Raw genomic sequence first — 25,731 nt, forward strand, 5'->3', positions numbered from 1 at the left:
GCCGGACGACGGCGGCCCGCACCCGCCGTCGTCGTCCTCCGGCCTTACACCCGATTAAGGCCTCAGATCAAGCCATGCTAGAATTTTGGTAATTGTTCTGTGTGGCAGTGGATGAAGGCCGCCGCAGCATCATTTCGGTTTTGTTCTCATGATGCTTCGGTGGTGCCTGTTTCCGGGTTGCGGGCTACGTGCGCAACGAATGCCGCACTTTTGCACGCCCACTGGATCTTCGGACCAGGGCTACAGGGACAACGCCAAAGCTCTCACGCAATCACAGGCTAACGCTTGGGCGCGGGGCAGAGATCAACCAACGGAGAACACGAAAGTGCCTACGATTAACCAGCTGGTCCGCAAGGGCCGCACGCCTAAGGTCTCCAAGACCAAGGCTCCCGCGCTTAAGGGCAGCCCGATGCGCCGCGGTGTTTGCACCCGCGTTTACACGACCACCCCGAAGAAGCCGAACTCGGCTCTGCGTAAGGTTGCACGTGTGCGCCTCAACGGTGGCGTTGAAGTTACCGCCTACATCCCCGGTGTTGGCCACAACCTCCAGGAGCACTCCATCGTGCTCGTCCGCGGTGGTCGCGTGAAGGACCTCCCGGGTGTCCGTTACAAGATCGTCCGTGGTGCCCTCGATACCCAGGGTGTCAAGAACCGCAAGCAGGCCCGCAGCCGCTACGGCGCAAAGATGGAGAAGAAGTAATATGCCTCGCAAGGGTCCGGCCCCGAAGCGGCCGCTAGTTTCCGATCCCGTTTACGGTTCCCCGTTGGTCACCCAGCTGATCAACAAGGTTCTGATTGACGGCAAGAAGTCCACCGCAGAGCGCATCGTTTACGGCGCCCTCGAAGGTGCACGCGCCAAGTCCGGTGGCGACCCCGTTGCCGCCCTCAAGAAGGCCATGGACAACGTCAAGCCTTCCCTCGAGGTTCGCTCCCGCCGTGTCGGTGGCGCAACCTACCAGGTTCCGGTTGAGGTCAAGCCGGGCCGCTCCACTGCCCTCGCTCTGCGTTGGCTGGTTGGCTACTCCAAGGCCCGCCGCGAGAAGACGATGACCGAGCGCCTCCAGAACGAAATCCTGGATGCGTCCAACGGTCTCGGTGCCGCTGTGAAGCGTCGCGAAGACACCCACAAGATGGCCGAGTCGAACAAGGCCTTCGCACACTACCGCTGGTAAAACTTCCCGTACGCCGCCGGCTCCCTGAGCTGGCGGCGAACGTGTAGTCCATCCGAAAGGGAGACACCGTGGCACAGGACGTGCTTACCGACCTTAGCAAGGTCCGCAACATCGGCATCATGGCCCACATCGATGCCGGCAAGACCACCACCACCGAGCGCATTCTGTTTTACACAGGTGTGAACCACAAGATCGGCGAAACGCACGACGGCGCTTCGACGACTGACTGGATGGAACAGGAAAAGGAACGCGGCATCACCATCACGTCTGCCGCCGTGACTTGCTTCTGGGACAAGAACCAGATCAACATCATCGACACCCCGGGCCACGTGGACTTCACGGTTGAGGTTGAGCGCTCCTTGCGCGTCCTCGACGGCGCTGTTGCTGTCTTCGATGGCAAGGAAGGCGTTGAGCCGCAGTCCGAGACTGTTTGGCGCCAGGCCGACAAGTACAACGTGCCGCGTATCTGCTTCGTCAACAAGATGGACAAGCTCGGTGCTGACTTCTACTTCACCGTAGACACCATCATCAGCCGCCTCGGCGCCAAGCCGCTGGTTCTCCAGCTGCCGATCGGTGCAGAGAACGACTTCGTCGGCGTCGTGGATCTCCTTGAGATGCGCGCCCTGGTGTGGCCGGGCGATGCCAAGGGTGACGTCACCATGGGTGCCAAGTACGAAGTCCAGGAGATCCCCGCTGATCTCCAGGCCAAGGCCGAGGAATACCGCGCGCAGCTCGTTGAGACTGTTGCCGAGGCTTCCGAGGAACTCATGGAAAAGTACCTCGACGGTGAAGAACTCACTGTCGAGGAGCTCAAGGCCGGCATCCGCAAGATGACCATCAACTCTGAGCTCTACCCGGTTCTCTGTGGTTCTGCTTTCAAGAACCGTGGCGTACAGCCGATGCTGGATGCTGTTGTTGACTTCCTGCCGAACCCGCTCGACGTCCCGCCAATGGTCGGTCACGACCCGCGCGACGAAGAGAAGGAACTCACCCGCAAGCCTTCTGCCGAGGAGCCGTTCTCGGCCCTCGCGTTCAAGATTGCCGCGCACCCGTTCTTCGGTCAGCTCACCTTCATCCGCGTGTACTCCGGTCACGTGGAAGCAGGCGCCCAGGTGGTCAACTCCACCAAGGGCAAGAAGGAGCGCATCGGAAAGCTGTTCCAGATGCACGCCAACAAGGAAATGCCTGTTGAAGGCGCTACCGCCGGCCACATCTACGCGGCTATCGGTCTGAAGGACACCACCACGGGCGACACCCTGTGCGACTCCGCCAACCAGATCGTCCTCGAGTCCATGAGCTTCCCGGAGCCCGTGATCTCGGTTGCCATCGAGCCGAACACCAAGGGTGACCAGGAGAAGCTCTCCACGGCCATCCAGAAGCTCTCCGCTGAGGACCCGACCTTCCAGGTCTCCCTCAACGAGGACACCGGTCAGACCATCATCGCCGGCATGGGCGAACTCCACCTGGACATCCTGGTGGACCGCATGCGCCGCGAATTCAAGGTCGAGGCAAACGTCGGCAAGCCGCAGGTTGCTTACCGCGAAACCATCAAACGCGCTGTGGAGCGTCACGACTACACGCACAAGAAGCAGACCGGTGGTTCGGGTCAGTTCGCAAAGATCCAGATCGCTATCGAGCCGATGGACACCGCCGACGGCGAGCTCTACGCGTTCGAGAACAAGGTCACCGGTGGCCGCGTGCCCCGCGAGTACATCCCGTCCGTTGACGCGGGCATCCAGGATGCACTCAACGACGGCGTTCTGGCCGGCTACCCGGTTGTCGGCATCAAGGCCACGCTGATTGACGGCGCGTACCACGATGTTGACTCCTCGGAAATGGCGTTCAAGATCGCGGGCCGTATGGCTTTCAAGGAAGCTGCACGCAAGGCGAACCCTGTTCTGCTCGAACCGCTGATGGATGTTGAGGTCCGCACCCCTGAGGAATACATGGGTGAAGTTATTGGTGACCTGAACTCCCGTCGTGGCCAGATGCAGTCCATGGAAGATGCCGCTGGCGTCAAGGTGATCCGTGCGCACGTTCCGCTGTCCGGCATGTTCGGCTACATCGGTGACCTGCGTTCGAAGACCCAGGGCCGCGCTGTGTACTCCATGACGTTCAACAGCTACGCCGAGGTCCCGAAGGCAGTTGCCGACGAGATCATCCAGAAGAACCGCGGCGAGTAATCACCGACGGAAAATCCAGGATGCTGGCCCGGTTCCGGGAAAGCATCCAGTGCAGGTGGCTGGGACGTGGCCCAGGCCCCGTTCCGGCCCCTGTACGAACAGACTCCAGGAACCAGCATTGGCCCCTGAATCTGCAATTTCACCAAAACCAAAGCCCCCAAGTAGACTTGCTGGAGTTTCTGCCGCGAAAAGCGCGGCCGAGGAGCAACTCACTTGAAATCGTTCTAGGAGGAACCTGTGGCAAAGGCAAAGTTCGAGCGGACTAAGCCGCACGTCAACATCGGCACCATTGGTCACGTTGACCACGGTAAGACGACGCTGACTGCCGCCATTTCCAAGGTGCTGTACGACAAGTACCCCACTCTCAACGAGCAGCGCGACTTCGCGTCGATTGACTCTGCTCCGGAAGAGCGCCAGCGTGGTATTACCATCAACATCTCCCACGTTGAGTACCAGACCGAGAAGCGCCACTACGCACACGTAGACGCTCCGGGTCACGCTGACTACATCAAGAACATGATCACCGGTGCTGCCCAGATGGACGGTGCGATCCTCGTGGTTGCCGCCACTGACGGCCCGATGGCTCAGACCCGCGAGCACGTTCTGCTCGCCCGCCAGGTTGGTGTCCCCTACCTGCTGGTCGCGTTGAACAAGTCGGACATGGTCGACGACGAAGAGCTTCTCGACCTCGTTGAAATGGAAGTTCGCGAGCTGCTCAGCGCTCAGGGCTTCGATGGCGACGACGCTCCGGTTGTGCGTGTTTCCGGCCTCAAGGCACTCGAAGGCGACCCGGTTTGGGTCAAGTCCGTCGAGGACCTCATGGAAGCTGTCGACAACTCGGTTCCGGACCCCGTACGTGACCGTGACAAGCCGTTCCTGATGCCGATCGAAGACGTCTTCACGATCACCGGTCGTGGCACCGTTGTTACGGGTCGCGCCGAGCGCGGTACCCTCGCGATCAACTCTGAGGTTGAAATCGTTGGTATCCGTCCGATCCAGAAGACCACCGTTACTGGTATCGAGATGTTCCACAAGCAGCTCGACGAAGCATGGGCCGGCGAGAACTGTGGCCTCCTGCTCCGCGGTCTGAAGCGCGACGACGTCGAGCGCGGCCAGGTTGTCGTCAAGCCGGGTTCCATCACCCCGCACACCGACTTCGAGGCCAACGTCTACATCCTTTCCAAGGACGAAGGCGGACGTCACAACCCGTTCTACTCGAACTACCGCCCGCAGTTCTACTTCCGTACCACGGACGTAACCGGCGTTATCACCCTGCCGGAAGGCACGGAAATGGTTATGCCTGGCGACAACACTGAGATGACCGTTGAGCTCATCCAGCCGATCGCTATGGAAGAGGGCCTCGGCTTCGCAATCCGTGAAGGTGGCCGCACCGTTGGTTCGGGACGTGTCACCAAGATCATCAAGTAGTTTCTACTTGTAGATCGGTGAAGTACCGGCCGCCTGGCGGCCGGTAGCAAACCAAAGAAGAACCCCGTCACTTTCGTGGCGGGGTTCTTCTTTGCCGCCGCTTATCTATCGAATAGACAAACGGCAAATCCGCCTCCATTAGGGGGACTCACCAGGACCGCGCCCTGATAACGTTGCCTCCAGAGGAGGAGTGCGGAATGGAATGGCTCATTTTTCTCATCGTGGTTGTTGTAGTGGTGGTCGGGATCTTCTGGGGAAGAAGTACTTCCGCCGCGAGATCGAGCGTGCCAAGCGAATCAACCGGTCGAACAAGAAGGAATGATTTAACACGATCGGTCTATTGAACAGACTGTCGATCAGCTTTGGCGCGCCCTGCTCAAAGACCGGTACCAATAGAACGAGTCCTTGGGGGTTCTTTCGAGGGTGTCGAAGTCCACATGCACCAGCCCGAAGCGCTGTGAGTATCCGGCGGCCCATTCGAAGTTGTCCAGCAACGTCCACACGTAGTAGCCAAGAAGTTCGACGTCGTGGGCGATCCCACCGGGCGCGGTGGCCCGCAATGCCTGGCCAAGGTGCGAAGCGAGATAGCTGATGCGGTCAGAGTCGTGAACAGGCCCCGGGGGGTGGTCCGGCTCCGGGAAGCTCGCACCGCTTTCTGTGATGAACAGGGGAGGTAGTGCCGCCCCGTAGCGGTCCTTTAGCTCCCGCAGCAGGATTCCGAGGTGTTCGGGTGCCACCGGCCAACCAAATCCCGTGGTTTCATATTCGGGGAAGGCCGCCAGGTGGAACGGGAGCTTGGCCAGCATGTCGGAGTTGTTGCCCGGCGTGCTTGCGTCGCCGCGGCCAGAAGCGACCTTGACGGGGTAGTAATAGTTCACGCCGTAGAAGTCCAACGGCTGGTGGATCGTCTTGAGGTCCTCGTCCCGGACGTTGCCCAGGGCCCGGAACCACGGTTTCACTTGCAGCGGGGGCTTCGGGTATCTCCCCAAGAGGATGGGATCGGCATAAACCCGGTTGAAGATGAGGTCGAAAGCCTTCGCCATGAGGCGGTCCGTGAGTCTCTTAGTCGCAGGCTGGACTGGCGAGTGCACGTTGGCCACACCAACGGTTCCCGCAACGCCGGCGGCACGCAAGGCCTGGACAGCCAATCCATGCCCCAATAACTGATGGTGGGCGGCAGGAAGGGCATCGAAGAGCAGCCGCCTGCCGGGCGCATGGACGCCAAGGGCATAGCCTTGCAGAGCGACCGAAACGGGTTCGTTCAGGGTGACCCACTGGGCCACGCGGTCGCCGAAGCGGCCTGCGGCCGCAGCGGAATATTCGGCGAACCGCTCCGCCGTCGCACGATTCAACCAGCCGCCGTCGTGCTCCAACGGCAGGGGAGTGTCCCAATGGTAGAGGGTCACCATAGGGGAGATCCCGGCCTTCAGGAGCTTGTCGATCAGGCGGTCGTAGAAGTCCAGGCCCTGCTGGTTGATGGGTCCCTTGCCGCCTGGTTGGATCCGGGGCCAGGAGAGGGAGAACCGGTAGGAATCCACGCCGAGGTCCTGCATGAGGGCTATGTCCTCGTCCGCCCGGTTGTAGTGGTCGCAGGCGACTGCGGGGGAGTGCCCGTCGATGATGGCTCCAGGCTTTTCGGCGAACGCATCCCAACCAGATGGTCCCCGTCCGTCCGCCGTGAGCGAGCCCTCGATCTGGAAAGCCGCCGCCGCGACTCCCAAGGTGAAGGCTGGCCGGATGCGACTGGCGAGGTCTTCCACCATGGCAGCATCTTGGACGGTCATCCCCCTATCATCCTGACGCTATGAGCCGATTGCAATGGTCATTGGGAATCCGATTGGCTTATGCTGGGGAATTCCGGCATACTAGGTGAGTTGTTCAAGCGCTTCTTCGTGTCCCGATCCGGATAATGCCGGGTGTCAGGGTCCAAGCTGAAGCCCAAACATAACCCAGATCCCCAAGGAATGCGGACGAGTGTGCGTGGAAATCGCGACACGCCCGACCGCGGGGGTCGGTTACACCGGCAAGTTGAGGAACCCGGATCCCTCCGGATTCAGCTTGTGCGGCGGGTGGTAGTACTACTTCAAATGCTTCGGCAGCCACATACAACACTTAAGTGAACAGGGCAGCCCTTATTCGAGGGAAGCACAGACTGAAAGAGAGTCAGGCGACATGGCGGGACAAAAAATCCGCATCCGGCTGAAGTCATATGACCACGAGGTCATTGATGTTTCAGCGCGGAAGATCGTTGAGACGGTCACGCGCGCAGGCGCAACGGTAGTAGGCCCCGTGCCGCTGCCCACGGAGAAGAACATCTACTGCGTGATCCGCTCTCCGCACAAGTACAAGGACAGCCGTGAGCACTTTGAAATGCGTACTCACAAGCGTCTGATCGACATCATCGACCCCACGCCCAAGGCTGTCGACTCGCTTATGCGTCTCGACCTGCCGGCCGACGTGAACATCGAAATCAAGCTGTAGGGAGGTGCTGAGAAAACTATGACCGCAACCCGTAACGTAAAGGGCCTGCTGGGCACGAAGCTCGGCATGACCCAGGTCTGGGACGAGAACAACAAGCTCATCCCGGTAACTGTCGTCCAGGCTGACTCCAACGTCATCACCCAGCTGCGCAACGCAGAGACCGATGGCTATGTCGCCGTTCAGATCGGCTACGGCCAGATCGATCCCCGCAAGGTCACCAAGCCGCTGGCTGGTCACTTTGAAAAGGCTGGCGTAACTCCTCGCCGCCACGTCGTCGAACTGCGCACTGCAGACGCCGCGTCTTACGAACTGGGCCAGGAGCTTTCTGTTGAGCTCTTCGAAGCCGGTCAGAAGATCGACGTCGTCGGCACCAGCAAGGGCAAAGGCTTCGCCGGTGTTATGAAGCGTCACGGCTTCCACGGTGTTGGAGCCTCCCACGGTGCGCACAAGAACCACCGCAAGCCCGGTTCCATCGGTGGCGCATCCACCCCGAGCCGCGTCTTCAAGGGTCTGAAAATGGCCGGCCGCATGGGCGCAGAACGTCACACTACGCTGAACCTCACGGTTCACGCTGTTGACGTTGAGAAGTCGCTGCTCCTTATCAAGGGCGCCGTTCCCGGTGCCCGCGGCCAGGTCGTCCTCGTACGCACCGCCGTGAAGGGAGCCTAGTTCAATGACTAGCACTGTCAAGGTAGACCTGCCTGCAGAGATCTTCGACGTCCAGACCAACGTGCCGCTGCTGCACCAGGTCGTCGTCGCACAGCTCGCTGCTGCTCGCCAGGGTACCCACAAGACCAAGACCCGCGCCGAAGTTTCCGGAGCTGGCCGCAAGCCGTTCAAGCAGAAGGGCACCGGCCGCGCCCGTCAGGGTTCCATCCGTGCTCCTCACATGACCGGTGGTGGCATTGTCCACGGCCCGACGCCGCGTGACTACAGCCAGCGCACCCCCAAGAAGATGAAGGCTGCCGCATTGCGTGGCGCCCTGTCTGACCGCGCCCGTAACGGTCGCATTCACGTCATTGCCGATCTGGTCGCGGGCACCAAGCCCTCCTCCAAGGAAGCACTGGCCGCGCTGAAGTCAGTCTCCGAGCGCAAGAACCTGCTCGTTGTTATCGAGCGCGCCAACGATGTTGCGGCACTGTCCGTGCGCAACCTCACAGATGTTCACGTTCTGTACGCAGACCAGCTGAACACCTACGACGTGCTGGTTGCCGACGACGTGGTCTTCACCAAGGCTGCTTTCGAGGCTTTCATCGCTGACAAGGCAAAGAACGAGGAGGATGCCAAGTGAGTGCAGCCACCATCAAAGACCCGCGCGACGTCGTCATTGCACCCGTCGTTTCGGAAAAGAGCTACGGCCTGATCGACGAGGGCAAGTACACCTTCCTGGTGGACCCCCGCTCGAACAAGACCGAGATCAAGCTGGCCGTGGAGAAGATTTTCTCCGTCAAGGTCGAATCGATCAACACCATCAACCGTGCCGGTAAGCGCAAGCGCACCAAATTCGGATGGGGTCAGCGCAAGAGCACCAAGCGTGCGATTGTCACCCTCAAAGAAGGCACTATCGACATCTTCGGCGGTCCGCTCGCGTAGCGGAGACCACTTTAACGAGGAAATGAATTATGGGAATCCGTAAATACAAGCCGACTACCCCGGGCCGTCGCGGCTCGAGCGTAGCCGACTTCTCCGAAATCACGCGATCGACTCCGGAAAAGTCGTTGCTGCGTCCGCTGCACAAGACTGGCGGCCGTAACAACACCGGTAAGATCACTACCCGTCACAAGGGTGGTGGCCACAAGCGCCAGTACCGTCTGATCGACTTCCGTCGCCACGACAAAGACGGCGTCAACGCCCGCGTTGCCGAAATCGAGTACGATCCGAACCGCACGGCTCGCATCGCCCTCCTGCACTACGTTGATGGCACCAAGCGTTACATCATCGCCCCGAACAAGCTGTCCCAGGGTGACTTCGTCGAGGCTGGCCCCGACGCTGACATCAAGCCGGGCAACAACCTGCCGCTGCGTAACATCCCGGTTGGTACCACCATCCACGCGGTTGAACTGCGTCCGGGTGGCGGCGCCAAGATGGCCCGTTCCGCAGGTGCTTCGGTTCAGCTCGTCGCCAAGGAAGGCCGTTTCGCCCAGCTGCGTCTGCCCTCCGGTGAAATCCGCAACGTTGACGTGCGCTGCCGCGCAACCGTCGGCGAGGTCGGTAACGCCGAGCAGTCGAACATCAACTGGGGTAAGGCCGGCCGTATGCGCTGGAAGGGCGTTCGCCCGACCGTCCGTGGTGTCGCCATGAACCCGGTCGATCACCCGCACGGTGGTGGTGAAGGTAAGACTTCCGGTGGACGTCACCCGGTCAACCCGAACGGTAAGCGTGAAGGCCGCACCCGCCGCCCCAACAAAGAGAGCGACAAGCTTATTGTTCGTCGCCGCCGTACTGGCAAGAACAAGCGATAGGAGCCTGGACACATGCCACGCAGCCTGAAAAAGGTCCTTTCGTAGACCAGCACCTCTTTGTAAAGGTCGCCAGGGAAAACGAAAAGGGCACCAAGAACGTCATCAAGACCTGGTCCCGCCGTTCGATGATCGTCCCGGACATGCTGGGTCACACGATTGCCGTTCACGACGGACGCAAGCACATTCCGGTGTTTGTCACTGAGTCGATGGTCGGGCACAAGCTCGGCGAATTCGCTCCCACGCGGACATTCCGCGGCCATGTCAAGGACGACCGTAAGGGCAAGCGCCGCTAAGGCGCTGGCTCTACGGCTTAGACGAGAGAAGGAAAGCAATGGAAGCCAAGGCTATTGCGCGTCACATCCGCGTAACGCCTATGAAGGCCCGGCGCGTCGTCAACCTTGTTCGTGGTAAGCAAGCGAATGAGGCTCTGGCAATTCTGAAGTTCGCCGAACAGGCAGCTTCGGAGCCGGTATTCAAGGTAGTTCAGTCGGCAATGGCAAACGCACGGGTCCTCGCGGACCGCGACGGCGTTGCCTTTGACGAAGGAGACCTCTACATCAGCGAAGCGTTTGTTGATGAAGGCCCGACCATGAAGCGGTTCCAGCCGCGTGCTCAGGGTCGCGCATTTCAGATCAAGAAGCGCACGAGCCACATCACCGTGGTAGTCGCTACCCCGGAGAAAGAGGAGGCTCGCTAAGTGGGACAGAAAGTAAACCCGCACGGGTTCCGACTCGGCATCACCACCGATCACGTATCGCACTGGTTTGCTGACAGCACCAAGGCTGGCCAGCGGTACAAGGACTTCGTTCGCGAAGACATCCGCATCCGCCAGCTCATGTCCACGGGCATGGAGCGCGCTGGTATCGCCAAGGTCGAAATCGAGCGCACCCGTGACCGTGTCCGCGTGGACATCCACACGGCTCGCCCGGGCATCGTCATCGGCCGCCGCGGTGCAGAAGCGGACCGCATTCGCGGCGAGCTCGAAAAGCTCACCGGCAAGCAGGTCCAGCTGAACATCCTCGAGGTCAAGAACCCCGAGATGGAAGCCCAGCTTGTTGCCCAGGGCGTTGCTGAGCAGCTGACTTCCCGCGTGGCTTTCCGCCGTGCGATGAAGAAGGCCATGCAGTCCGCACAGCGCGCGGGTGCCAAGGGTATCCGTATCGCTTGCTCCGGTCGACTGGGTGGCGCAGAAATGTCCCGCTCGGAGTTCTACCGCGAAGGCCGTGTGCCCCTGCACACCCTGCGTGCGAACATCGACTACGGCTTCTACGAGGCCAAGACCACCTTCGGCCGCATCGGCGTGAAGGTCTGGATCTACAAGGGCGACGTCACCGCCAAGGAACTGGCTCAGCAGGCAGCTGCTGCTCCGTCCCGCGGCCGCGGTCCCAGCGACCGCCCGGGCCGCCCGGGTGGCGCAGACCGTGGTGACCGCCGTCGTCGTACCGACCGTCCGGCAGCGGACGCAGCACCTGTTGCTGCAGAGGCTCCGGCAGCTGAAGCTGCTGCTCCCGCGTCAGAAGGAGGACAGGCTTAATGCTTATCCCACGTCGAGTCAAGCACCGTAAGCAGCACCACCCGGGTCGTTCTGGGGCTGCAACGGGCGGCACCAAGGTCACTTTCGGTGAGTACGGCATCCAGGCCCTGAGCCCGGCCTACGTCACGAACCGTCAGATCGAGTCTGCCCGTATCGCGATGACCCGCCACATCAAGCGTGGCGGCAAGGTCTGGATCAACATCTATCCGGACCGTCCGCTGACGAAGAAGCCGGCCGAAACCCGCATGGGTTCCGGTAAGGGTTCTCCGGAATGGTGGGTCGCAAACGTCAAGCCGGGCCGGGTTCTCTTTGAGATCGCCGGTGTCGAAGAATCGGTTGCTCGCGAGGCACTGCGCCTGGCAATCCACAAGCTCCCGTTGAAGGCACGCATTCTGCGTCGCGAAGGTGGTGAATAGAAATGGCAGTAGGATCCAAGGAACTTGCATCCGCACAGCTGGACGGTTTCGACAACGAGCGACTCGTTGAAGAACTCCGCAAGGCCAAGGAAGAGCTGTTCAACCTGCGTTTCCAGTCCGCCACCGGTCAGCTGGAGAACCACGGTCGTCTGCGTGCGGTAAAGAAGGACATCGCCCGCATCTACACCGTTCTCCGTGAGCGCGAGCTGGGCATTCGTGCCGAGGTCGCCGCGCCGGTTGTGGAAGCCAAGGAAGAAAAGAAGTCCAAGAAGGCAGAAGCCAAGGCTGAAAAGGCCGAAGCTGAGGCTGGAGAGGACGCCAAGTGAGCGAACAGAAGGAAACTGTGACGGAAGCAGCAGCCAGCGCTGAACAGCGCGGTTACCGTAAGACGCGTCGCGGCTACGTGGTCTCTGACAAGATGGAAAAAACCATCGTTATTCAGGTTGAAGACCGCGTGAAGCACGCTCTGTACGGCAAGGTCATTCGCCGCACCTCGAAGATCAAGGCTCACGACGAGCAGAACACTGCCGGCATCGGCGACCTCGTTCTGATCGCGGAGACCCGCCCGCTGTCCGCTACCAAGCGGTGGCGCCTGGTCGAGATCCTCGAAAAGGCTAAGTAATCCCGCGTCGGGCTTGTGCCCGGCAGCGATATGGATTGGCAGGAAGGCCCGTGTTCCGGAAGGAATGCGGGCCTTTCCGCGTTTCGGTACCTAGGACAAAACGTGCTAGGATATTGAGTTTGTATGGCGCCAGTTGTGCGTCGACAACTACCTCGTAAACAATCGTGCCGCGGCATACTGCCCCGCGCAGCTATTTCCGCAAGGGAAGCTGATGCTGGCGGCACGGGAGTTTAGGCTTGCTCTGGCAAAATCCAGGCAGGTCAAGAGACACCCCGATCATCCGTTCCGCAAGGCTCATTCCGTATGCTCCATTTCGGTCTGAGAACCGGCGCGACGCAAGGAGTAAAAATTGATTCAGCAGGAGTCGCGACTGAAGGTCGCCGACAACACGGGTGCTAAGGAAATCCTTACCATTCGCGTTCTCGGCGGATCCGGCCGTCGCTACGCAGGCATTGGCGACGTCATCGTCGCAACCGTCAAGGACGCTATCCCTGGCGGCAACGTAAAGAAGGGTGACGTCGTCAAGGCTGTCATCGTTCGTACCAAGAAGGAACGCCGCCGTGCGGATGGTTCCTACATCAAGTTTGACGAGAACGCAGCTGTGATTCTGAAGAACGACGGTGACCCCCGCGGTACCCGTATCTTCGGCCCGGTTGGTCGTGAGCTCCGTGACAAGAAGTTCATGAAGATCGTCTCCCTGGCCCCGGAGGTGCTTTAGTCCATGGCTAAAATCAAGAAGGGTGACCTCGTTCAGGTCATCACCGGTGCCAAGCAGGAGCGCGGCGGCGACCGCGGCAAGCAGGGCAAGGTTTTGCGCGTTTACCCGGAAGCGAACCGCGTTCTGGTAGAAGGCATCAACCGTGTCACCAAGCACACCAAGGTCGGTCAGTCGCAGCGCGGCACCAAGACTGGTGGCATCGAGGTCGTTGAGGCCCCGATTCACGTCTCCAACGTTGCACTTGTTGACCCCTCGACCAAGAAGCCGACCCGCGTTGGTTTCCGCCTCGAGACCGTTGAGAAGGACGGCAACTCCAAGACCGTTCGTATCCGCGTGTCCAAGGCATCCGGGAAGGACATCTAATGACTGAGACTCTCGAGACTCCAGCGAAGATCGTTCCGCGTCTGAAGACGAAGTACGCCGATTCCATCAAGCAGACCCTGGTTGAGGAATTCAAGTACAAGAACGTGAACCAGGTTCCCCGACTGGTGAAGGTTGTTGTGAACATGGGTGTTGGAGATGCCGCCAAGGACTCCAAACTGATCGACGGCGCTGTCCGCGACCTCACCCTGATCACCGGCCAGAAGCCGCAGGTAACCAAGGCCCGCAAGTCCATCGCCCAGTTCAAGCTGCGCGAAGGCATGCCCATCGGTGCACACGCAACTCTGCGTGGAGACCGCATGTGGGAATTCGTGGACCGCCTCGTGTCCCTCGCACTGCCCCGTATCCGCGACTTCCGCGGCCTCAGCGGCAAGCAGTTCGACGGCAACGGCAACTACACCTTCGGTCTGACCGAGCAGGTTATGTTCCACGAGATCAACCAGGACTCCATCGACCGCGTACGCGGCATGGACATCACGGTTGTCACCACAGCAAAGACCGATGACGAAGGCCGCGCGCTGCTCAAGGCGCTTGGCTTCCCGTTCAAATCCGAAGACTAACAACTACGTAGTAGGTCCGGCCGCGGCTGCTTGATCAGCCAACGCGGAAACCATTACGAGGAAGGGCAAGAGCCCAAATGACTATGACAGATCCTGTCGCAGACATGCTTACGCGTCTGCGCAACGCCAACTCGGCATACCACGACACCGTGAGCATGCCGTACAGCAAGCTCAAGGCACGCGTTGCCGACATCCTGAAGGCAGAAGGCTACATCGCTGCCTGGAAGGAAGAGGAAGCCGAAGTCGGCAAGAAGCTGACCATCGACCTCAAGTTCGGTCCGAACCGCGAGCGTTCGATTGCTGGTGTCCGCCGCATTTCCAAGCCTGGTCTCCGCGTTTACGCGAAGTCCACCAACCTGCCTCACGTGCTGGGTGGCCTGGGTATCGCAATCCTGTCCACCTCTTCCGGCCTCCTGACTGACAAGCAGGCCGGCAAGAAGGGCGTGGGCGGCGAAGTCCTCGCGTACGTCTGGTAACGGGAAAGGAAGAGAATAATGTCACGTATTGGACGTCTCCCCATCACCGTTCCTGCCGGCGTTGAAGTCAAGGTTGATGGCTCTGTCATCAACGTCAAGGGCACCAAAGGCGAGCTGAGCCACACTGTAGCCAGCCCGATCGAGGTCACCTTGGACGAGAGCACCTTGACTGTCACCCGCCCGAACGACGAGCGCACTTCGCGTTCCCTGCACGGCCTGACCCGCACCCTGATCGCCAACATGATCGAGGGCGTCACCAAGGGCTACGAGAAGAAGCTTGAAATCGTAGGCACTGGTTACCGCGTTCAGGCCAAGGGTTCTGACCTTGAGTTCGCTCTCGGCTTCAGCCACCCGGTCAATGTCTCCGCTCCGGAAGGCATCACCTTCACGGTGGAGGGGCCGACCAAGCTCTCCGTCGCTGGTATCTCCAAGCAGCAGGTCGGCGAGGTTGCTGCCAACATTCGCAAGCTGCGCAAGCCCGACCCCTACAAGGGCAAGGGTGTCCGTTACGCCGGCGAAGTTATCCGCCGCAAGGTCGGAAAGGCTGGTAAGTAAACCATGGCCATCGCAATTAACAAGAAGCGTACGAACAAGAGCAAGTCTGCTGCACGCAGCCGTCGCCAGCTTCGTATCCGCAAGCGCATCACCGGCACGGCTGTTCGTCCTCGTCTGGTCGTCAACCGCTCCGCACGCCACATCTTCGTCCAGGTTGTCGATGACAGCAAGGGTGTAACCGTGGCTTCAGCTTCCACGCTGGAAGCTGACCTTCGTGCACTCGATGGCGACAAGACTGCCAAGGCCAAGCGCGTCGGCGAGCTCGTTGCAGAGCGTGCCAAGGCTGCAGGCATTGAAGCTGTTGTCTTCGACCGCGGTGGTAACAAGTACCACGGCCGCATCGCCGCCGTCGCTGACGGCGCACGCGAAGGTGGGCTGGCACTGTGACCGTTGAGAATAACGAAAAGGACATTCAGGTGACTGAAGGTGCAGCTGCTGAGGCAACTGAGACCGCTGCTGCCACCGACGACCGCCGCGGCGGCCGTCGTGGCGAGCGTGGTGACCGTGGCCAGGGCCGCGGCGACCGTGGTGGCCGTGGTGGCCGCGACGGCGGTCGCGAGGCCGAGAAGAGCCAGTTCGTAGAGCGCGTTGTAACCATCAACCGTGTTGCCAAGGTCGTCAAGGGTGGTCGTCGCTTCAGCTTCACCGCCCTGGTGGTTGTCGGTGACGGTAACGGCATGGTTGGCGTCGGCTACGGCAAGGCCAAGGAAGTTCCGGCAGCTATCGCAAAGGGCGTCGAAGAGGCTAAGAAGTCCTTCTTCCGCGTTCCCCGCGTTGGCAGCAGCATCCCGCACCGCGTGCAGGGTGAGGCCGCAGCAGGCGTTGTCATGTTGCGTCCGGCTTCCCCGGGTACCGGTGTAATTGCCGGTGGTCCGGTCCGCGCGGTACTGGAATGCGTCGGTATCCACGACGTCCTCTCCAAGTCGCTCGGTTCCTCGAACGCCATCAACATCGTTCACGCGACTGTTGACGCCCTGAAGCGACTGGAAGAGCCCGCTTCCGTGGCAGCCCGCCGTGGCCTGCCGCTGGACGAGGTCGCTCCTCCTGCTCTGGTGCGCGCACTCCAGAACCAGAAGGCAGGTGTTTAGTCATGGCTAAGAACCTGACTCCCTCCGACGCCCAGTTGGAGATCACCCAGATCAAGGGCGTCATCGGCGCCAAGCAGAACCAGCGTGAAACCCTGCGGTCCCTCGGCCTCAAGCGCATCGGACACACTGTTGTCCGTACCGCTGATGCCGTGACCGTGGGAATGCTCAACACGGTTCCGCACCTCGTGAATGTAGAGGAGGCGAAGTAATGGCTGAGAACAAAACCGCCGCAGAGGCTGCCGACAAGCAGAACACTCTGAAGGTCCACCACCTGCGTCCCGCCCCGGGTGCCAAGACTGCCAAGACCCGTGTTGGTCGTGGTGAAGGCTCCAAGGGTAAGACCGCCGGTCGCGGTACCAAGGGTACGAAGGCTCGCTATCAGGTCAAGGCTGGCTTTGCCGGCGGCCAGTTGCCGCTGCACATGCGCCTGCCGAAGCTTCGCGGCTTCAAGAACCCGTTCCGGGTTGAGTTCCAGGTTGTAAACCTGGACAAGCTCAACGAGCTGTTCCCGGAAGGTGGCGTTGTCACTGTCGAGTCCCTGGTTGAGAAGGGCGCCGTTCGCAAGAACCAGCCCGTCAAGGTGCTGGGCACCGGTGACATCACCGTCAAGGTTGACGTCACCGCCCACGCTTTCTCTTCCAGCGCAGCTGAAAAGATTGCAGCAGCAGGCGGAACCACCACAGCCCTCTAAGGGCTCTGGGGCACAGCCTGCTGTGAATCGACTCCCGGTGTGGGGGGCTTTGGCCCCTCGCGCCGGGAGTTTTTCGTGTGGTGCGACCCCCTCGATTGTTCGCATGGCGTATGAAGCCGTTAGACTCGGGTGTTGGGTTTCAATGATCCCTTCGACACCCTTGGACTTTTAACTCAGGAGGACGCTTGCTAAGCGCATTCGGCCGGGCATTTCGGACGCCTGATCTGCGACGCAAGTTGTTGTTCACGCTGGGAATCATCACAATCTTCCGCTTGGGCGCTTTTATCCCCTCGCCTGGTGTGAGCTACCAAAATGTTCAGCAATGTTTGTCAAGCAATCAGGACCAGGGCGGCCTCTACCAGCTCGTCAACCTTTTCAGCGGTGGTGCACTGCTGCAGGTTTCGATCTTTGCCCTGGGGATCATGCCGTACATCACGGCCAGCATCATCGTGCAGTTGCTCCGCGTGGTCATTCCGCGGTTCCAGCAACTGTACGAAGAAGGTGCGTCGGGCCAGTCGAAGCTGACGCAGTACACGCGCTATCTGACCATCGCGCTGGGTCTGTTGAATGCCACCACCCTGGTGTCCCTGGCGCGCTCCGGGCAGCTGCTGCCCAACTGCCAGCTGCCGATCATCCCGGATACCAGCATCATCGCCACGATTCTTGTGGTCATCACGCTGACGGCCGGTACGGGCCTCATCATGTGGATGGGCGAACTGGTCACCGAGAAGGGCGTGGGCAACGGTATGTCCCTGCTCATCTTCACGTCCATCGCTGCCGGCTTCCCGACCTCCCTGGGTGCCATCTGGCGCTCCAAGGGCCCGGGTACCTTCTTCACGGTGTTGGCCATCGGCCTGGTGACCGTCGCGCTCGTAGTGTTCGTGGAGCAGTCCCAGCGGCGCATTCCGGTCCAGTACGCCAAGCGTATGATCGGCCGGCGCACCGTGGGCGGCACCAGCACCTACATCCCCATCAAGGTGAACATGGCTGGCGTCGTGCCCGTCATCTTTGCTTCCTCCATGCTCTACTTGCCCGGATTGGTTGCACAGTTCAACCGGCCGAAGGCAGGAGAGTCACTGGCCCCATGGGTTGAGTGGGTCAACAACAACCTCACCCGTGGCGACCACCCCATCTACATGGCGCTGTATTTCGTCATGATTGTTTTCTTCACGTACTTCTATGTCGCGATCACCTTCAACCCTGAAGAGGTCTCGGACAACATGAAGAAGTATGGCGGGTTCATTCCGGGCATCCGGGCGGGTAAACCGACCGCGGACTACCTGCAGTACGTGCTTTCCAGAATCACGCTCCCTGGCGCCCTTTACCTGGGCTTCGTGGCGTTGATTCCGCTGGTTGCACTCGTCCTGATCAACGCCAACCAGAACTTCCCGTTCGGTGGCACGTCAATTCTGATCATGGTGGGTGTGGGCCTCGAAACCGTCAAGCAGATTGATGCGCAGCTACAACAACGTCACTACGAAGGGCTTTTGCGATGACGAGAATGCTGATCATTGGACCTCCGGGTTCGGGCAAGGGAACGCAGGCTGAGCGGATTTCCGAGCGCCTGGGCGTAGTCGCCATTTCCACGGGCGATATCTTCCGTGCAAACGTCAAGGGCGAAACCCCCCTGGGTATCGAAGCCAAGAAGTACATGGACGCCGGCGATTTCGTTCCGGACAGCGTGACCAACAAGATGGTCCGGGACCGCTTGAGCGAAGGCGACGTCGAAAACGGCTTCCTGCTTGACGGTTACCCACGCACCACCGCCCAGGTGGAATACCTGGACCAGATCCTTGCCGGCACCGAAGAGAAGCTCGACGTCGTGCTTCAGCTCACGGCTGACGACGAGGAACTTGTTTCGCGCTTGCTGGGACGCGCCAAGGAGACCGGGCGCTCGGACGACAACGAAGCTGTCATCCGCCACCGCCTGGACCTCTACCACGAGCAGACGGAAGCCGTGGTGGCCAAGTACGCCGAACGTGGCATCCTGACCAAGGTTGATGGCATTGGCGGCATCGACGAGGTCACTGACCGCGTGTTGCTGGCCATCGAGGCGGCCAAGGCGGTTTAGTCCCGCAATATCTGATTAAGGGGTGTGTCCCGGCGCCGTGAGCGCGGGACACACCCTTTTCTGTTCCCCTGCGCAGGGACCAAAGCGGCGGTGCTTCCTGGACAGATCTCAGGGCCGGTTTCGAACTGGCTCGCTGATGCGGGAAAATAGGGAAGACCTGGGACCGATCGGATCCCGCAGCACACCACAAGAGGAGACCATGGCGTTCGGCCAGCCCCGCATCGAATACAAGACCAACGAGCAAATGCGCAAGATGCACGAGGCCGGATTGGTCCTTAGCAGCGCCCTCGACGCGGCCGTTGGTGCTGCGAAACCCGGTGTCACCACGCGGGAGATCGACGCCGTCTTCGCGGCGGTTCTGATCGACGCTGGAGCCAAGTCCAACTTCCTCGGGTACCACGGCTTCCCTGCCACCATCTGCACCTCCGTCAACGAGGAAGTAGTCCACGGCATCCCCGGTGACCGCGTCCTGCAGGACGGGGACATCATTTCGATTGACGGCGGTGCGATTGTTGATGGTTGGCACTCCGACTCCGCAAGGACCGTGATAGTTGGCACTGCCGACCCCGAAGACCAGAGGCTCTCGGACGTCACCCAGGCCGCCATGTGGCGTGGAATCGCCGCGTTGGCCAAGGGCAAGTTCGTCGGCGACATCGGAAACGCCGTGGACGACTACGTCTCTTCCGTGCCGGGGAAACCGCTGGGCATCTTGGAAGACTACGTTGGACACGGCATCGGTTCCGAGATGCATATGGCCCCTGACGTCTTGAACTTTCGCACCACGCATCGAGGCCCCAAGATCCGGCCGGGATTGTGCCTCGCTATCGAACCCATGCTCGTCCGTGGCGGCATCGAAACCGCCACCCTCGACGACGATTGGACTGTGGTGACCACCGACGGCAAGCGTTCGTGCCAATGGGAGCACTCGGTCGCCGTCCACGAAAATGGCATCTGGGTGCTTTCCGCCCCCGACGGCGGCGCAGAGCAGTTGGTGCCGCTCGGCGTCGTGCCCGTTCCGATTCCCTGACGCCCGATACGCAAAATCCCTGGCGATACCGGAATTCCGGCATCGTCAGGGATTTTGTGTATCGGAGAAGTTTTGCCTTAGCTCTTGAGCTTGGGCTTCACGTCCTTGGTGTAGATTCCGTCGAGGGTTGCCTTGAGGTCCGTCATGGTCGCCTTCACGTCGCCCTGCTGGGTGAGGATCTTCGCGGCAGCCTTGGCCATCTCCTGATCGGCACCGGGTAGGAACACTCGGGCGTTGTCCTGCACCTTGGTGACAGCGAGCTGATCCATGGCCGTCTTGATCTGGGGAGTCTTGGCGAGGACTGCGGTCATGTCCGCGGAAACACGGGTGGGCATGTAGCCCGTTGCGGCGGAGAAGGCCGCGGTGTTTTCCGGTTCGGTCATGAATTTCAGGAAGGTGGCAGCGGCGAGCTGGACCTCTTTGCTGACGCCGCTGGGAATGCCGAGGCCGGCGCCGCCGGTGGGGCAGACGTTGGTTTCAGCCTTGGGGCCACCGGGCATGAAGCCGACGCCGACGTTGAACTTCGCGGACTTCAGCACGCCCAGCAGGTCACCGGTGGAGGAGATTGTGGTGGACGTAATCCCTGCTGCGAAGTCGTCCGCGGCGTTTTTGGAGGAGACTCCAGCCCACTTGTCCTTGTAGATCGAGTCCTGGGCCCATTGCAGTGCCGCGACGGACTCAGTGGAATCGCAGTTGAAGGTCCACCCATTGGACCAGCTACCGCCCCAGCCCCACAGGTTGTTCTGGAGTGTCCAGCCGGCGTATCCGGCGAGGGCCGGGTAGATGTAGGCGTACTTCGCGCCCGAGCTGGCCTGGAGCTTGGGGGCCCACTCGGCAAATTCCTGCCAGGTCTTCGGCGCCCGGTCCGGAAGGCCAGCGGCTTTGAAGTGGTCCTTGTTGTAGTAGAAGAGCGGGGTGGACCGGCCGTAGGGGAGCGCCCACTGCTTGTTGGCGTACTGGTAGTCCGCTACGAGGGACTTCTGGAAGTCATCAATTTTGACGTCCAACTGCTTGATGAGTCCGTCCAACGGAATGATGTTGCCGTTGGTGTAGTAGCGGAACCACCAGACGTCGGAGAGGACCACGAGGCCGGGGAGGGCTGACTTAGCAGCCTGCGACGTCTGGAACTTCTGGGCGATTTCCTCGTAGTTGGCCCCTGCCGTCACGAGGTTCACCTTGATGTCCGGGAACTTCGCCTGGAATTTGTCGATGATGGATTGCTCGACGGTCTGGGACTGTCCGGGGTGGCTGGTCCAGAAGTCGAACGAGCCGGCTGCCTTGACACCGGTGAAGTCGATGTCAGAGGGTGCGCTGCTTGCAACGCTGCCGCCGGTCGACGGACCGCCGCAGGCCGCCAGAGCTGCGGCGCCGACTCCAAGTCCGGCGAGCCCCAGGAAGTTTCTACGGTCAAGATTCATTGCCATGGTTTGTCCTCTCAAGGATGCAAAGGTGGTGAGGTTTGGTTTGGATGCCGCGGCCAGGCCGCAGTACGGCCGGGGTGGGGGAGGCCGCCGGTGATGGTGCGGTGTTGCTAGCCGGTGACGCTGCCCTGGGTGAGCCCGGCAACGATGTAGCGTTGCAACGCCGCGAAGACCAGGAGGATGGGGATGATCACCAGGACTGCCCCGGCCATCAAGATCCCCCAACCGGCGCCGTTTCCTTCTGAGTTCTGGAGCAGGGTCAGGCCGACCGGGAGGGTCATGGTTTCCGGCCGGTCCGTGATGATCAACGGCCAGATGTAGTCGTTCCATTCGCTCACCACGGTGACGAGGGCCACGGTGGCGATGGAGGGGAGCGACACGGGGACGACGACTTGCCATAGCCTGCGCCAATGACCCGCGCCGTCGATTTCTGCGGCTTCGAGGATTGACCCCGGAAGCGTCTTGAAATGCTGCCGAAGGAGAAAGGTTCCGAAGGCTGTGCCGAGACCCGGAAGGATGATTCCCCACAGGGTGTTCTTGCCGCCCATTCCCGCGATCAGGATGTAGTTAGGGAGGATCGACACCTGCGGCGGCACCATCAGGGCCACGAGGATCACAACGAAGATGACATTTTTGAACGGGAACCGGACAAATACCAGGGCGTAAGCCGTCAGGATCGCCAGGATCACCTTCACCGTGGAGCCCACGGCGGTGACGATCAGGCTGTTCAGGAAGAACCGCGCGAACGGCACCGTGGTCATGGCAGTGTGGTAGTTCTCGAGGTTCAAGCCTTGCGGCAGGATTTTGAGATCCGTGGTGACGATCTCGCCGGGCTGCTTGAAGGAACTCAGCAGCATCCACAACAGCGGCAGGACCACCACCAGGGTGGCCACGATCAACGGGATGTAGCCTCCGGCCAGCGTCTGGACAAGGTTTGCGCGGGAGAACGGCCGGTCGCGCCGCACGGGGAGCTCCGGACCGCCGTCGGGAGCTTTCAGGGTCCCGACGCCGGTGGCGGGGTTGGGACTGACGGGAGAGAGCGTGCTCATGAGTAGTGCACCTTCCGTTCGACGAACCGCAGCTGGAGCACGGTGATGATGAGCAGGATGGCGAAGAGCACCACTGAGACGGCGGCGGAGTATCCGGCGCGGTTGTAGGCTCCGAAGGCCTGAAGATAGGCCTCGTAGATCAGCGTGCTGGTGCCGTTGCCCAGCGGCGTCATGATGCGGATCAGGTCGAAGGCCTGCAGCGAGCTGATCATCGTAGTGATCAGCAGGAAGAACGTGGTGGGCGAGAGCAGCGGAACGGAAATGCTCATGAAGCGGCGGAAGCCGTTGGCGCCATCCAGGGAAGCTGCCTCCATGACGTCCTTCGGGAGCGACTGGAGCCCCGCGAGGTACACGACGGCGCAGTAGCCCAGGTTCTTCCAGACGTAGACGATGATGACCATCACGAGGGAGAGCTGCGGATCGTTGATCCACTGGGGGCTTTGCTGGCCAAGGCCCCGGAGCAACCAGGACAGCACGCCGTAACCAGGGTCGAAGATGAACAGCCACACGAGGCCAACACCCACGCCGCTGAGGACGTAGGGGGCAAAGACGGCAGAGCGCGCAAAGGTGGTGCCGCGCACGTTCGCGTTCAAGGCCAGGGCCACCAGCAGGCCCAGCACCATGGAACCGCCGACAGTGACCACTGTGAAGATGAGGGTGGTGCCGAGTACTTGCGGGGCGTCGGAGCTGGTGAAGAAGTTGATGTAGTTCTCAAAGCCCACAACGGTGGCCGACGCTGAGCCCAAGGTCCAGTCAAGGGTTGAGTAATACATGTTGTTGATCAAGGGCAGATACGTGAACACCGCGATCAGCGCCAAGTTCGGCAACGCCAGTGCTAGGAACACGAAGAAGTCGCGACGGGTTCGGCCGGACCAACGTCCCCGGCGCTGGGGGACCGGGACAGTCTGCGCGGGGGCCGCGGGGCTGCCTGTCAATTGTCTTGTCATTGGAAGTCTCTAACGGTTTGCAGATATTGGGGCACGCCAGACTCCGTGGGTTGGGTGAAGGGGCGGCTAGTTTTACCTCACCACACGGGAGGGCCTGTCAAGTCAAAAAGAGAGCCAACTCCGGGATTGTTGGACAAGCCTTCTGCGATCGTTTACTCGATGTTTCGTGGAAGGTGGGGCGCTGTTTACATTCGAGGCACGACTACCGTTTGTGCGGAAGGAGCAGAATAGGCACATGACTTCCAAGATCACCGATGTGCCAGGAATCCGGGTGGGACATGTCCAGTGGATCGGCGATGGCTGGCTGAGCGGGGTGACCGTGGTCCTTCCGCCGCCGGGGACAGTTGGATCGGTGGATGTGCGCGGCGGCGGTCCGGGCACGCACGAGACGGATGCGCTTGACCCCACCACCCTGGTGTCCACAGTCGATGCTGTGGTGCTCACGGGTGGGAGCGCCTTCGGGTTGATCGCGGCCCACGGTGCCCAGCGATGGTGCGAAGAGCAGGGGCGCGGTTTCGCCGTGCCCGGGGGAGTGGTGCCGATCGTTCCCGCCGCGGCAATCTTCGACTTGGGTCGCGGCGGCGACTTCGCCGCCCGACCGGACGAAACCATGGGTTATGCAGCGGCCGCCGCGGCTGCGGCCTCAAGCGAGCACGCCGACGTCGGACGCGGAAACGTCGGCGCCGGCACCGGTGCCGTGATTGGCCGTGGCGCGTTCAAAGGAGGAGTGGGCACGTCCTCCATCACCCTGGACAACGGAGTGCTGGTGGGTGCGCTCGCAGTGGTGAACGCGCTGGGGATGCCCTTTGGCACGTCCCCACATCGCGCGGCGCCCGCTAACACCAATCCGGGGGCGCCCCCGGCGTTGAACACCACGCTTGTTGTCGTGGCTACCAATGCCGTCCTCGACCCCGCTGAATGCAAGCGCACTGCGAGTGCGGCACACGCCGGCCTCGCACGGGCGCTGAGTCCTTCCCATACCCTCGCCGACGGCGACACTGTGTTCGCGTTGGCGACGGGCGCCGTCGGGCTTGACCGCAGTTCGGATCAAGCGAGGCAGGTTTCGCTCATCACGCTGCAAAGTGCCGCGGCAGACGCCGTGCGCCTGGCTGTCCTCGACGGCGTCGCGTCCGCGGAAACCACGACGACGGCGGCAGGGACCTTCCCGTCCTACGGCGCGGTTTAGCGTTTCTAAGGGGATTCCGCGACCCGGGGAAGAGTGACACCGTGCCGGTGTCTGCGCTAGCATGGGCGGATTTAACATTCGCGCCATATTGGCGTAGAGTTGTTTGTTGGTTGTCTGCGCAGCCACGCCCATTTAACAGGTCGCAAGTCCTGCTTTGTGGAGTGGCAGAAGCCGGACGGCCAAACAAACAAAAACGTCCGCAGATTTTCCGGTGCCTAACCGGAGGACTGCGGCAAACAACAGTTAGCGGAGGATATGGCCAAGAAGGACGGGGTCATTGAGATCGAGGGCGTTGTGACTGAGGCGCTGCCCAATGCGATGTTTCGCGTTGAGCTCACCAACAAGCACATCGTTCTTGCACACATCTCGGGGAAGATGCGACAGCACTACATCAGGATTCTTCCTGAGGACCGCGTAGTGGTGGAGCTGAGCCCTTACGACCTCACACGTGGTCGCATCGTCTACCGCTACAAGTAATTGCTGGGCGGCAGCCTTGGGAAACCCGGGTGTAGCCGCAACAGCTGACCAACTGCAACACGCAAAGGAACGCCATGAAGGTCAAGCCGAGCGTTAAGCAGATCTGCGACAAGTGCAAAGTGATCCGCCGTAATGGCCGGGTCATGGTGATCTGCGAGAACCCGCGCCACAAGCAGCGCCAGGGCTAATTCCCCGCAAGGGAACTAGCGCCCGCGAGGGCAACCTGGGTTGCTAACCCACGCAAGTAAATAAAGGCAGCACAAGCTGAATTGGGACGTATAGAGCCCGGACAGCTAACCCCCGGTCGGAGGCTGGGGCCGCACTGAAAGTGCGGGTGTACTGCCTACGACCTCCGGTTTATTCAAGGAGTACTGCCACTATGGCTCGTCTCGCTGGCGTAGACATTCCCCGCGAAAAGCGGTTGGAAATTGCGCTTACTTACATCTACGGCGTGGGCAAGACCCGTGCACACGAAACCCTGGCTGCCACCGGCATCAGCGCTGACGTTCGCGTCAAGGACCTGACTGACGCCGAGCTGGTCCAGCTGCGTGACTACATTGAAGGCAACTACAAGGTTGAGGGTGACCTTCGCCGCGAAGTAGCAGCAGATATCCGCCGCAAGGTTGAGATCGGCAGCTACGAAGGCCTGCGTCACCGCAAGGGCCTGCCCGTACGCGGTCAGCGTACGAAGACCAACGCTCGTACCCGCAAGGGCCCGAAGCGTACCGTCGCCGGCAAGAAGAAAGCCGGCCGCTAGAAATAGCTGCTGACTTTCCCCCGATAACT

The 25,731-nt window shown here is 61.0% G+C and carries 34 protein-coding genes and 1 pseudogene; 31 read left to right on the forward strand and 4 right to left on the reverse strand.

What is annotated here, in order from left to right; translation table 11 throughout:
• Positions 1-325 precede the first annotated feature (325 nt).
• The 4 genes from rpsL to tuf all read left to right on the forward strand — a co-directional run bounded on the left by rpsL (position 326) and on the right by tuf (position 4,783).
• Complete coding sequence (rpsL, locus tag OW521_RS16820) at positions 326-700, forward strand: 30S ribosomal protein S12 (protein WP_009358312.1); 375 nt, start codon at positions 326-328, stop codon at positions 698-700.
• 1 nt (position 701) lies between these two features.
• Entirely contained in the window at positions 702-1,172 is a 471-nt protein-coding gene (gene rpsG, locus OW521_RS16825) for a 30S ribosomal protein S7 (protein ID WP_059387355.1), read from the forward strand.
• Positions 1,173-1,240: 68 nt separating this feature from the next.
• The gene (fusA, locus tag OW521_RS16830) at positions 1,241-3,355 is read left to right on the forward strand and encodes an elongation factor G (protein WP_268020745.1); all 2,115 of its coding nucleotides are present in this window, start codon (positions 1,241-1,243) and stop codon (positions 3,353-3,355) included.
• Positions 3,356-3,592: 237 nt separating this feature from the next.
• On the forward strand, positions 3,593-4,783 hold the full coding sequence (gene tuf, locus OW521_RS16835) for an elongation factor Tu (RefSeq protein ID WP_234749052.1): 1,191 nt from the start codon (positions 3,593-3,595) through the stop codon (positions 4,781-4,783).
• Positions 4,784-5,139: 356 nt separating this feature from the next.
• Here the strand turns inward: tuf and OW521_RS16840 are convergent, their stop codons facing one another.
• A complete protein-coding gene (locus OW521_RS16840) occupies positions 5,140-6,567 on the reverse strand; it encodes a GH1 family beta-glucosidase (RefSeq protein WP_268020746.1) in 1,428 nt (475 codons plus the stop codon).
• A 388-nt stretch (positions 6,568-6,955) separates the two neighbouring features.
• Here OW521_RS16840 and rpsJ point away from each other — a divergent pair, with 388 nt between their 5' ends.
• The 23 genes and pseudogenes from rpsJ to map all read left to right on the forward strand — a co-directional run bounded on the left by rpsJ (position 6,956) and on the right by map (position 19,865).
• Positions 6,956-7,264, forward strand: coding sequence for a 30S ribosomal protein S10 (gene rpsJ / locus OW521_RS16845; RefSeq protein WP_038464699.1), 309 nt, complete (start codon positions 6,956-6,958; stop codon positions 7,262-7,264).
• A gap of 18 nt (positions 7,265-7,282) precedes the next feature.
• Positions 7,283-7,933 (forward strand): 50S ribosomal protein L3, encoded by a 651-nt coding sequence (gene rplC, locus OW521_RS16850; RefSeq protein WP_028265107.1) that lies wholly within the window; start codon positions 7,283-7,285, stop codon positions 7,931-7,933.
• Between the two features lie 4 nt (positions 7,934-7,937).
• A complete protein-coding gene (rplD, locus tag OW521_RS16855) occupies positions 7,938-8,555 on the forward strand; it encodes a 50S ribosomal protein L4 (protein WP_265979315.1) in 618 nt (205 codons plus the stop codon).
• Positions 8,552-8,857, forward strand: coding sequence for a 50S ribosomal protein L23 (rplW, locus tag OW521_RS16860; RefSeq protein WP_059387362.1), 306 nt, complete (start codon positions 8,552-8,554; stop codon positions 8,855-8,857). The genes rplD and rplW overlap by 4 nt, the downstream gene beginning before the upstream one ends.
• Positions 8,858-8,886: 29 nt before the next feature.
• Positions 8,887-9,726, forward strand: a complete 840-nt coding sequence (gene rplB / locus OW521_RS16865; protein WP_028265104.1) for a 50S ribosomal protein L2 — start codon at positions 8,887-8,889, stop codon at positions 9,724-9,726.
• A 12-nt stretch (positions 9,727-9,738) separates the two neighbouring features.
• Positions 9,739-10,019 (forward strand): annotated as a pseudogene (gene rpsS / locus OW521_RS16870) (30S ribosomal protein S19).
• 38 nt (positions 10,020-10,057) lie between these two features.
• Positions 10,058-10,423 (forward strand): 50S ribosomal protein L22, encoded by a 366-nt coding sequence (rplV, locus tag OW521_RS16875; RefSeq protein ID WP_028265103.1) that lies wholly within the window; start codon positions 10,058-10,060, stop codon positions 10,421-10,423.
• A complete protein-coding gene (gene rpsC / locus OW521_RS16880; protein ID WP_268020747.1) occupies positions 10,424-11,260 on the forward strand; it encodes a 30S ribosomal protein S3 in 837 nt (278 codons plus the stop codon).
• Positions 11,260-11,676: a 50S ribosomal protein L16 gene (gene rplP, locus OW521_RS16885; RefSeq protein ID WP_234749058.1), complete on the forward strand. Its 417-nt coding sequence runs from the start codon at positions 11,260-11,262 to the stop codon at positions 11,674-11,676. Before rpsC ends, rplP begins: the two co-directional genes overlap by 1 nt.
• Before the next feature lie 2 nt (positions 11,677-11,678).
• Positions 11,679-12,002, forward strand: coding sequence for a 50S ribosomal protein L29 (rpmC, locus tag OW521_RS24210; RefSeq protein WP_269995957.1), 324 nt, complete (start codon positions 11,679-11,681; stop codon positions 12,000-12,002).
• Positions 11,999-12,298, forward strand: coding sequence for a 30S ribosomal protein S17 (gene rpsQ, locus OW521_RS16895; RefSeq protein ID WP_323054727.1), 300 nt, complete (start codon positions 11,999-12,001; stop codon positions 12,296-12,298). Before rpmC ends, rpsQ begins: the two co-directional genes overlap by 4 nt.
• A 349-nt stretch (positions 12,299-12,647) precedes the next feature.
• Complete coding sequence (gene rplN, locus OW521_RS16900; RefSeq protein ID WP_003803789.1) at positions 12,648-13,016, forward strand: 50S ribosomal protein L14; 369 nt, start codon at positions 12,648-12,650, stop codon at positions 13,014-13,016.
• A gap of 3 nt (positions 13,017-13,019) precedes the next feature.
• Positions 13,020-13,379 carry a 50S ribosomal protein L24 gene (gene rplX / locus OW521_RS16905; RefSeq protein ID WP_268020748.1) on the forward strand — a complete coding sequence of 120 codons (360 nt, stop codon included), beginning with the start codon at positions 13,020-13,022 and terminating at the stop codon, positions 13,377-13,379.
• Positions 13,379-13,957 (forward strand): 50S ribosomal protein L5, encoded by a 579-nt coding sequence (rplE, locus tag OW521_RS16910; protein WP_268020749.1) that lies wholly within the window; start codon positions 13,379-13,381, stop codon positions 13,955-13,957. Before rplX ends, rplE begins: the two co-directional genes overlap by 1 nt.
• 77 nt (positions 13,958-14,034) lie before the next feature.
• On the forward strand, positions 14,035-14,433 hold the full coding sequence (gene rpsH / locus OW521_RS16915; RefSeq protein ID WP_028265096.1) for a 30S ribosomal protein S8: 399 nt from the start codon (positions 14,035-14,037) through the stop codon (positions 14,431-14,433).
• A gap of 18 nt (positions 14,434-14,451) precedes the next feature.
• Entirely contained in the window at positions 14,452-14,988 is a 537-nt protein-coding gene (gene rplF, locus OW521_RS16920; RefSeq protein ID WP_236812277.1) for a 50S ribosomal protein L6, read from the forward strand.
• Positions 14,989-14,991: 3 nt separating this feature from the next.
• Positions 14,992-15,375 (forward strand): 50S ribosomal protein L18, encoded by a 384-nt coding sequence (gene rplR / locus OW521_RS16925; protein ID WP_265979331.1) that lies wholly within the window; start codon positions 14,992-14,994, stop codon positions 15,373-15,375.
• Positions 15,376-15,404: 29 nt separating this feature from the next.
• A complete protein-coding gene (gene rpsE, locus OW521_RS16930; RefSeq protein WP_268020751.1) occupies positions 15,405-16,076 on the forward strand; it encodes a 30S ribosomal protein S5 in 672 nt (223 codons plus the stop codon).
• 2 nt (positions 16,077-16,078) lie between these two features.
• Positions 16,079-16,285: a 50S ribosomal protein L30 gene (gene rpmD / locus OW521_RS16935; RefSeq protein ID WP_059387371.1), complete on the forward strand. Its 207-nt coding sequence runs from the start codon at positions 16,079-16,081 to the stop codon at positions 16,283-16,285.
• Positions 16,285-16,767: a 50S ribosomal protein L15 gene (gene rplO / locus OW521_RS16940; protein WP_184740612.1), complete on the forward strand. Its 483-nt coding sequence runs from the start codon at positions 16,285-16,287 to the stop codon at positions 16,765-16,767. Before rpmD ends, rplO begins: the two co-directional genes overlap by 1 nt.
• Positions 16,768-16,952: 185 nt before the next feature.
• Positions 16,953-18,263 carry a preprotein translocase subunit SecY gene (gene secY / locus OW521_RS16945; protein ID WP_268020752.1) on the forward strand — a complete coding sequence of 437 codons (1,311 nt, stop codon included), beginning with the start codon at positions 16,953-16,955 and terminating at the stop codon, positions 18,261-18,263.
• Positions 18,264-18,268: 5 nt separating this feature from the next.
• Positions 18,269-18,838: an adenylate kinase gene (locus tag OW521_RS16950; protein WP_268025936.1), complete on the forward strand. Its 570-nt coding sequence runs from the start codon at positions 18,269-18,271 to the stop codon at positions 18,836-18,838.
• Between the two features lie 199 nt (positions 18,839-19,037).
• A complete protein-coding gene (gene map / locus OW521_RS16955; protein WP_268025938.1) occupies positions 19,038-19,865 on the forward strand; it encodes a type I methionyl aminopeptidase in 828 nt (275 codons plus the stop codon).
• Positions 19,866-19,942: 77 nt separating this feature from the next.
• On the opposite strand, the gene OW521_RS16960 is transcribed toward map, so the two are convergent.
• From OW521_RS16960 to OW521_RS16970, 3 genes are all read right to left on the reverse strand, one after another.
• On the reverse strand, positions 19,943-21,289 hold the full coding sequence (locus tag OW521_RS16960; RefSeq protein WP_268020753.1) for an ABC transporter substrate-binding protein: 1,347 nt from the start codon (positions 21,287-21,289) through the stop codon (positions 19,943-19,945).
• Positions 21,290-21,396: 107 nt separating this feature from the next.
• Positions 21,397-22,335, reverse strand: coding sequence for a carbohydrate ABC transporter permease (locus OW521_RS16965; protein ID WP_265979339.1), 939 nt, complete (start codon positions 22,333-22,335; stop codon positions 21,397-21,399).
• On the reverse strand, positions 22,332-23,282 hold the full coding sequence (locus tag OW521_RS16970) for a carbohydrate ABC transporter permease (protein ID WP_268020754.1): 951 nt from the start codon (positions 23,280-23,282) through the stop codon (positions 22,332-22,334). Before OW521_RS16970 ends, OW521_RS16965 begins: the two co-directional genes overlap by 4 nt.
• A gap of 235 nt (positions 23,283-23,517) precedes the next feature.
• Here OW521_RS16970 and OW521_RS16975 point away from each other — a divergent pair, with 235 nt between their 5' ends.
• The 4 genes from OW521_RS16975 to rpsM all read left to right on the forward strand — a co-directional run bounded on the left by OW521_RS16975 (position 23,518) and on the right by rpsM (position 25,702).
• The gene (locus OW521_RS16975) at positions 23,518-24,468 is read left to right on the forward strand and encodes a P1 family peptidase (RefSeq protein WP_268020755.1); all 951 of its coding nucleotides are present in this window, start codon (positions 23,518-23,520) and stop codon (positions 24,466-24,468) included.
• A gap of 255 nt (positions 24,469-24,723) precedes the next feature.
• On the forward strand, positions 24,724-24,945 hold the full coding sequence (gene infA, locus OW521_RS16980) for a translation initiation factor IF-1 (RefSeq protein WP_009358723.1): 222 nt from the start codon (positions 24,724-24,726) through the stop codon (positions 24,943-24,945).
• A 74-nt stretch (positions 24,946-25,019) separates the two neighbouring features.
• A complete protein-coding gene (gene rpmJ, locus OW521_RS16985; RefSeq protein WP_011775570.1) occupies positions 25,020-25,133 on the forward strand; it encodes a 50S ribosomal protein L36 in 114 nt (37 codons plus the stop codon).
• A gap of 191 nt (positions 25,134-25,324) precedes the next feature.
• Entirely contained in the window at positions 25,325-25,702 is a 378-nt protein-coding gene (gene rpsM / locus OW521_RS16990) for a 30S ribosomal protein S13 (RefSeq protein ID WP_011775569.1), read from the forward strand.
• Positions 25,703-25,731: the final 29 nt, after the last annotated feature.

This window comes from Arthrobacter sp. MMS18-M83 (assembly GCF_026683955.1).
GTDB lineage: Bacteria > Actinomycetota > Actinomycetes > Actinomycetales > Micrococcaceae > Arthrobacter.

Excerpts from the sequence above, each read along its gene's own strand:
- rpmJ (WP_011775570.1), top strand. The coding sequence starts at position 25,020 with ATGAAGGTCAAGCCGAGCGTTAAGCAGATCTGCGACAAGTGCAAAGTG.
- OW521_RS16975 (WP_268020755.1), top strand. The coding sequence starts at position 23,518 with ATGACTTCCAAGATCACCGATGTGCCAGGAATCCGGGTGGGACATGTC.
- rpsM (WP_011775569.1), top strand. The coding sequence starts at position 25,325 with ATGGCTCGTCTCGCTGGCGTAGACATTCCCCGCGAAAAGCGGTTGGAA.
- rpmD (WP_059387371.1), top strand. The coding sequence starts at position 16,079 with ATGGCTAAGAACCTGACTCCCTCCGACGCCCAGTTGGAGATCACCCAG.
- rplE (WP_268020749.1), top strand. The coding sequence starts at position 13,379 with ATGACTGAGACTCTCGAGACTCCAGCGAAGATCGTTCCGCGTCTGAAG.
- rpsJ (WP_038464699.1), top strand. The coding sequence starts at position 6,956 with ATGGCGGGACAAAAAATCCGCATCCGGCTGAAGTCATATGACCACGAG.
- rplD (WP_265979315.1), top strand. The coding sequence starts at position 7,938 with ATGACTAGCACTGTCAAGGTAGACCTGCCTGCAGAGATCTTCGACGTC.
- rplF (WP_236812277.1), top strand. The coding sequence starts at position 14,452 with ATGTCACGTATTGGACGTCTCCCCATCACCGTTCCTGCCGGCGTTGAA.
- map (WP_268025938.1), top strand. The coding sequence starts at position 19,038 with ATGGCGTTCGGCCAGCCCCGCATCGAATACAAGACCAACGAGCAAATG.
- rpsG (WP_059387355.1), top strand. The coding sequence starts at position 702 with ATGCCTCGCAAGGGTCCGGCCCCGAAGCGGCCGCTAGTTTCCGATCCC.
- rplV (WP_028265103.1), top strand. The coding sequence starts at position 10,058 with ATGGAAGCCAAGGCTATTGCGCGTCACATCCGCGTAACGCCTATGAAG.
- OW521_RS16950 (WP_268025936.1), top strand. The coding sequence starts at position 18,269 with ATGCTGATCATTGGACCTCCGGGTTCGGGCAAGGGAACGCAGGCTGAG.
- rplP (WP_234749058.1), top strand. The coding sequence starts at position 11,260 with ATGCTTATCCCACGTCGAGTCAAGCACCGTAAGCAGCACCACCCGGGT.
- OW521_RS16960 (WP_268020753.1), bottom strand. The coding sequence starts at position 21,289 with ATGGCAATGAATCTTGACCGTAGAAACTTCCTGGGGCTCGCCGGACTT.
- OW521_RS16965 (WP_265979339.1), bottom strand. The coding sequence starts at position 22,335 with ATGAGCACGCTCTCTCCCGTCAGTCCCAACCCCGCCACCGGCGTCGGG.
- rplX (WP_268020748.1), top strand. The coding sequence starts at position 13,020 with ATGGCTAAAATCAAGAAGGGTGACCTCGTTCAGGTCATCACCGGTGCC.
- infA (WP_009358723.1), top strand. The coding sequence starts at position 24,724 with ATGGCCAAGAAGGACGGGGTCATTGAGATCGAGGGCGTTGTGACTGAG.
- rplR (WP_265979331.1), top strand. The coding sequence starts at position 14,992 with ATGGCCATCGCAATTAACAAGAAGCGTACGAACAAGAGCAAGTCTGCT.
- rpsH (WP_028265096.1), top strand. The coding sequence starts at position 14,035 with ATGACTATGACAGATCCTGTCGCAGACATGCTTACGCGTCTGCGCAAC.
- rplO (WP_184740612.1), top strand. The coding sequence starts at position 16,285 with ATGGCTGAGAACAAAACCGCCGCAGAGGCTGCCGACAAGCAGAACACT.
- OW521_RS16840 (WP_268020746.1), bottom strand. The coding sequence starts at position 6,567 with ATGACCGTCCAAGATGCTGCCATGGTGGAAGACCTCGCCAGTCGCATC.
- OW521_RS16970 (WP_268020754.1), bottom strand. The coding sequence starts at position 23,282 with ATGACAAGACAATTGACAGGCAGCCCCGCGGCCCCCGCGCAGACTGTC.
- rpmC (WP_269995957.1), top strand. The coding sequence starts at position 11,679 with ATGGCAGTAGGATCCAAGGAACTTGCATCCGCACAGCTGGACGGTTTC.
- rplB (WP_028265104.1), top strand. The coding sequence starts at position 8,887 with ATGGGAATCCGTAAATACAAGCCGACTACCCCGGGCCGTCGCGGCTCG.
- rplC (WP_028265107.1), top strand. The coding sequence starts at position 7,283 with ATGACCGCAACCCGTAACGTAAAGGGCCTGCTGGGCACGAAGCTCGGC.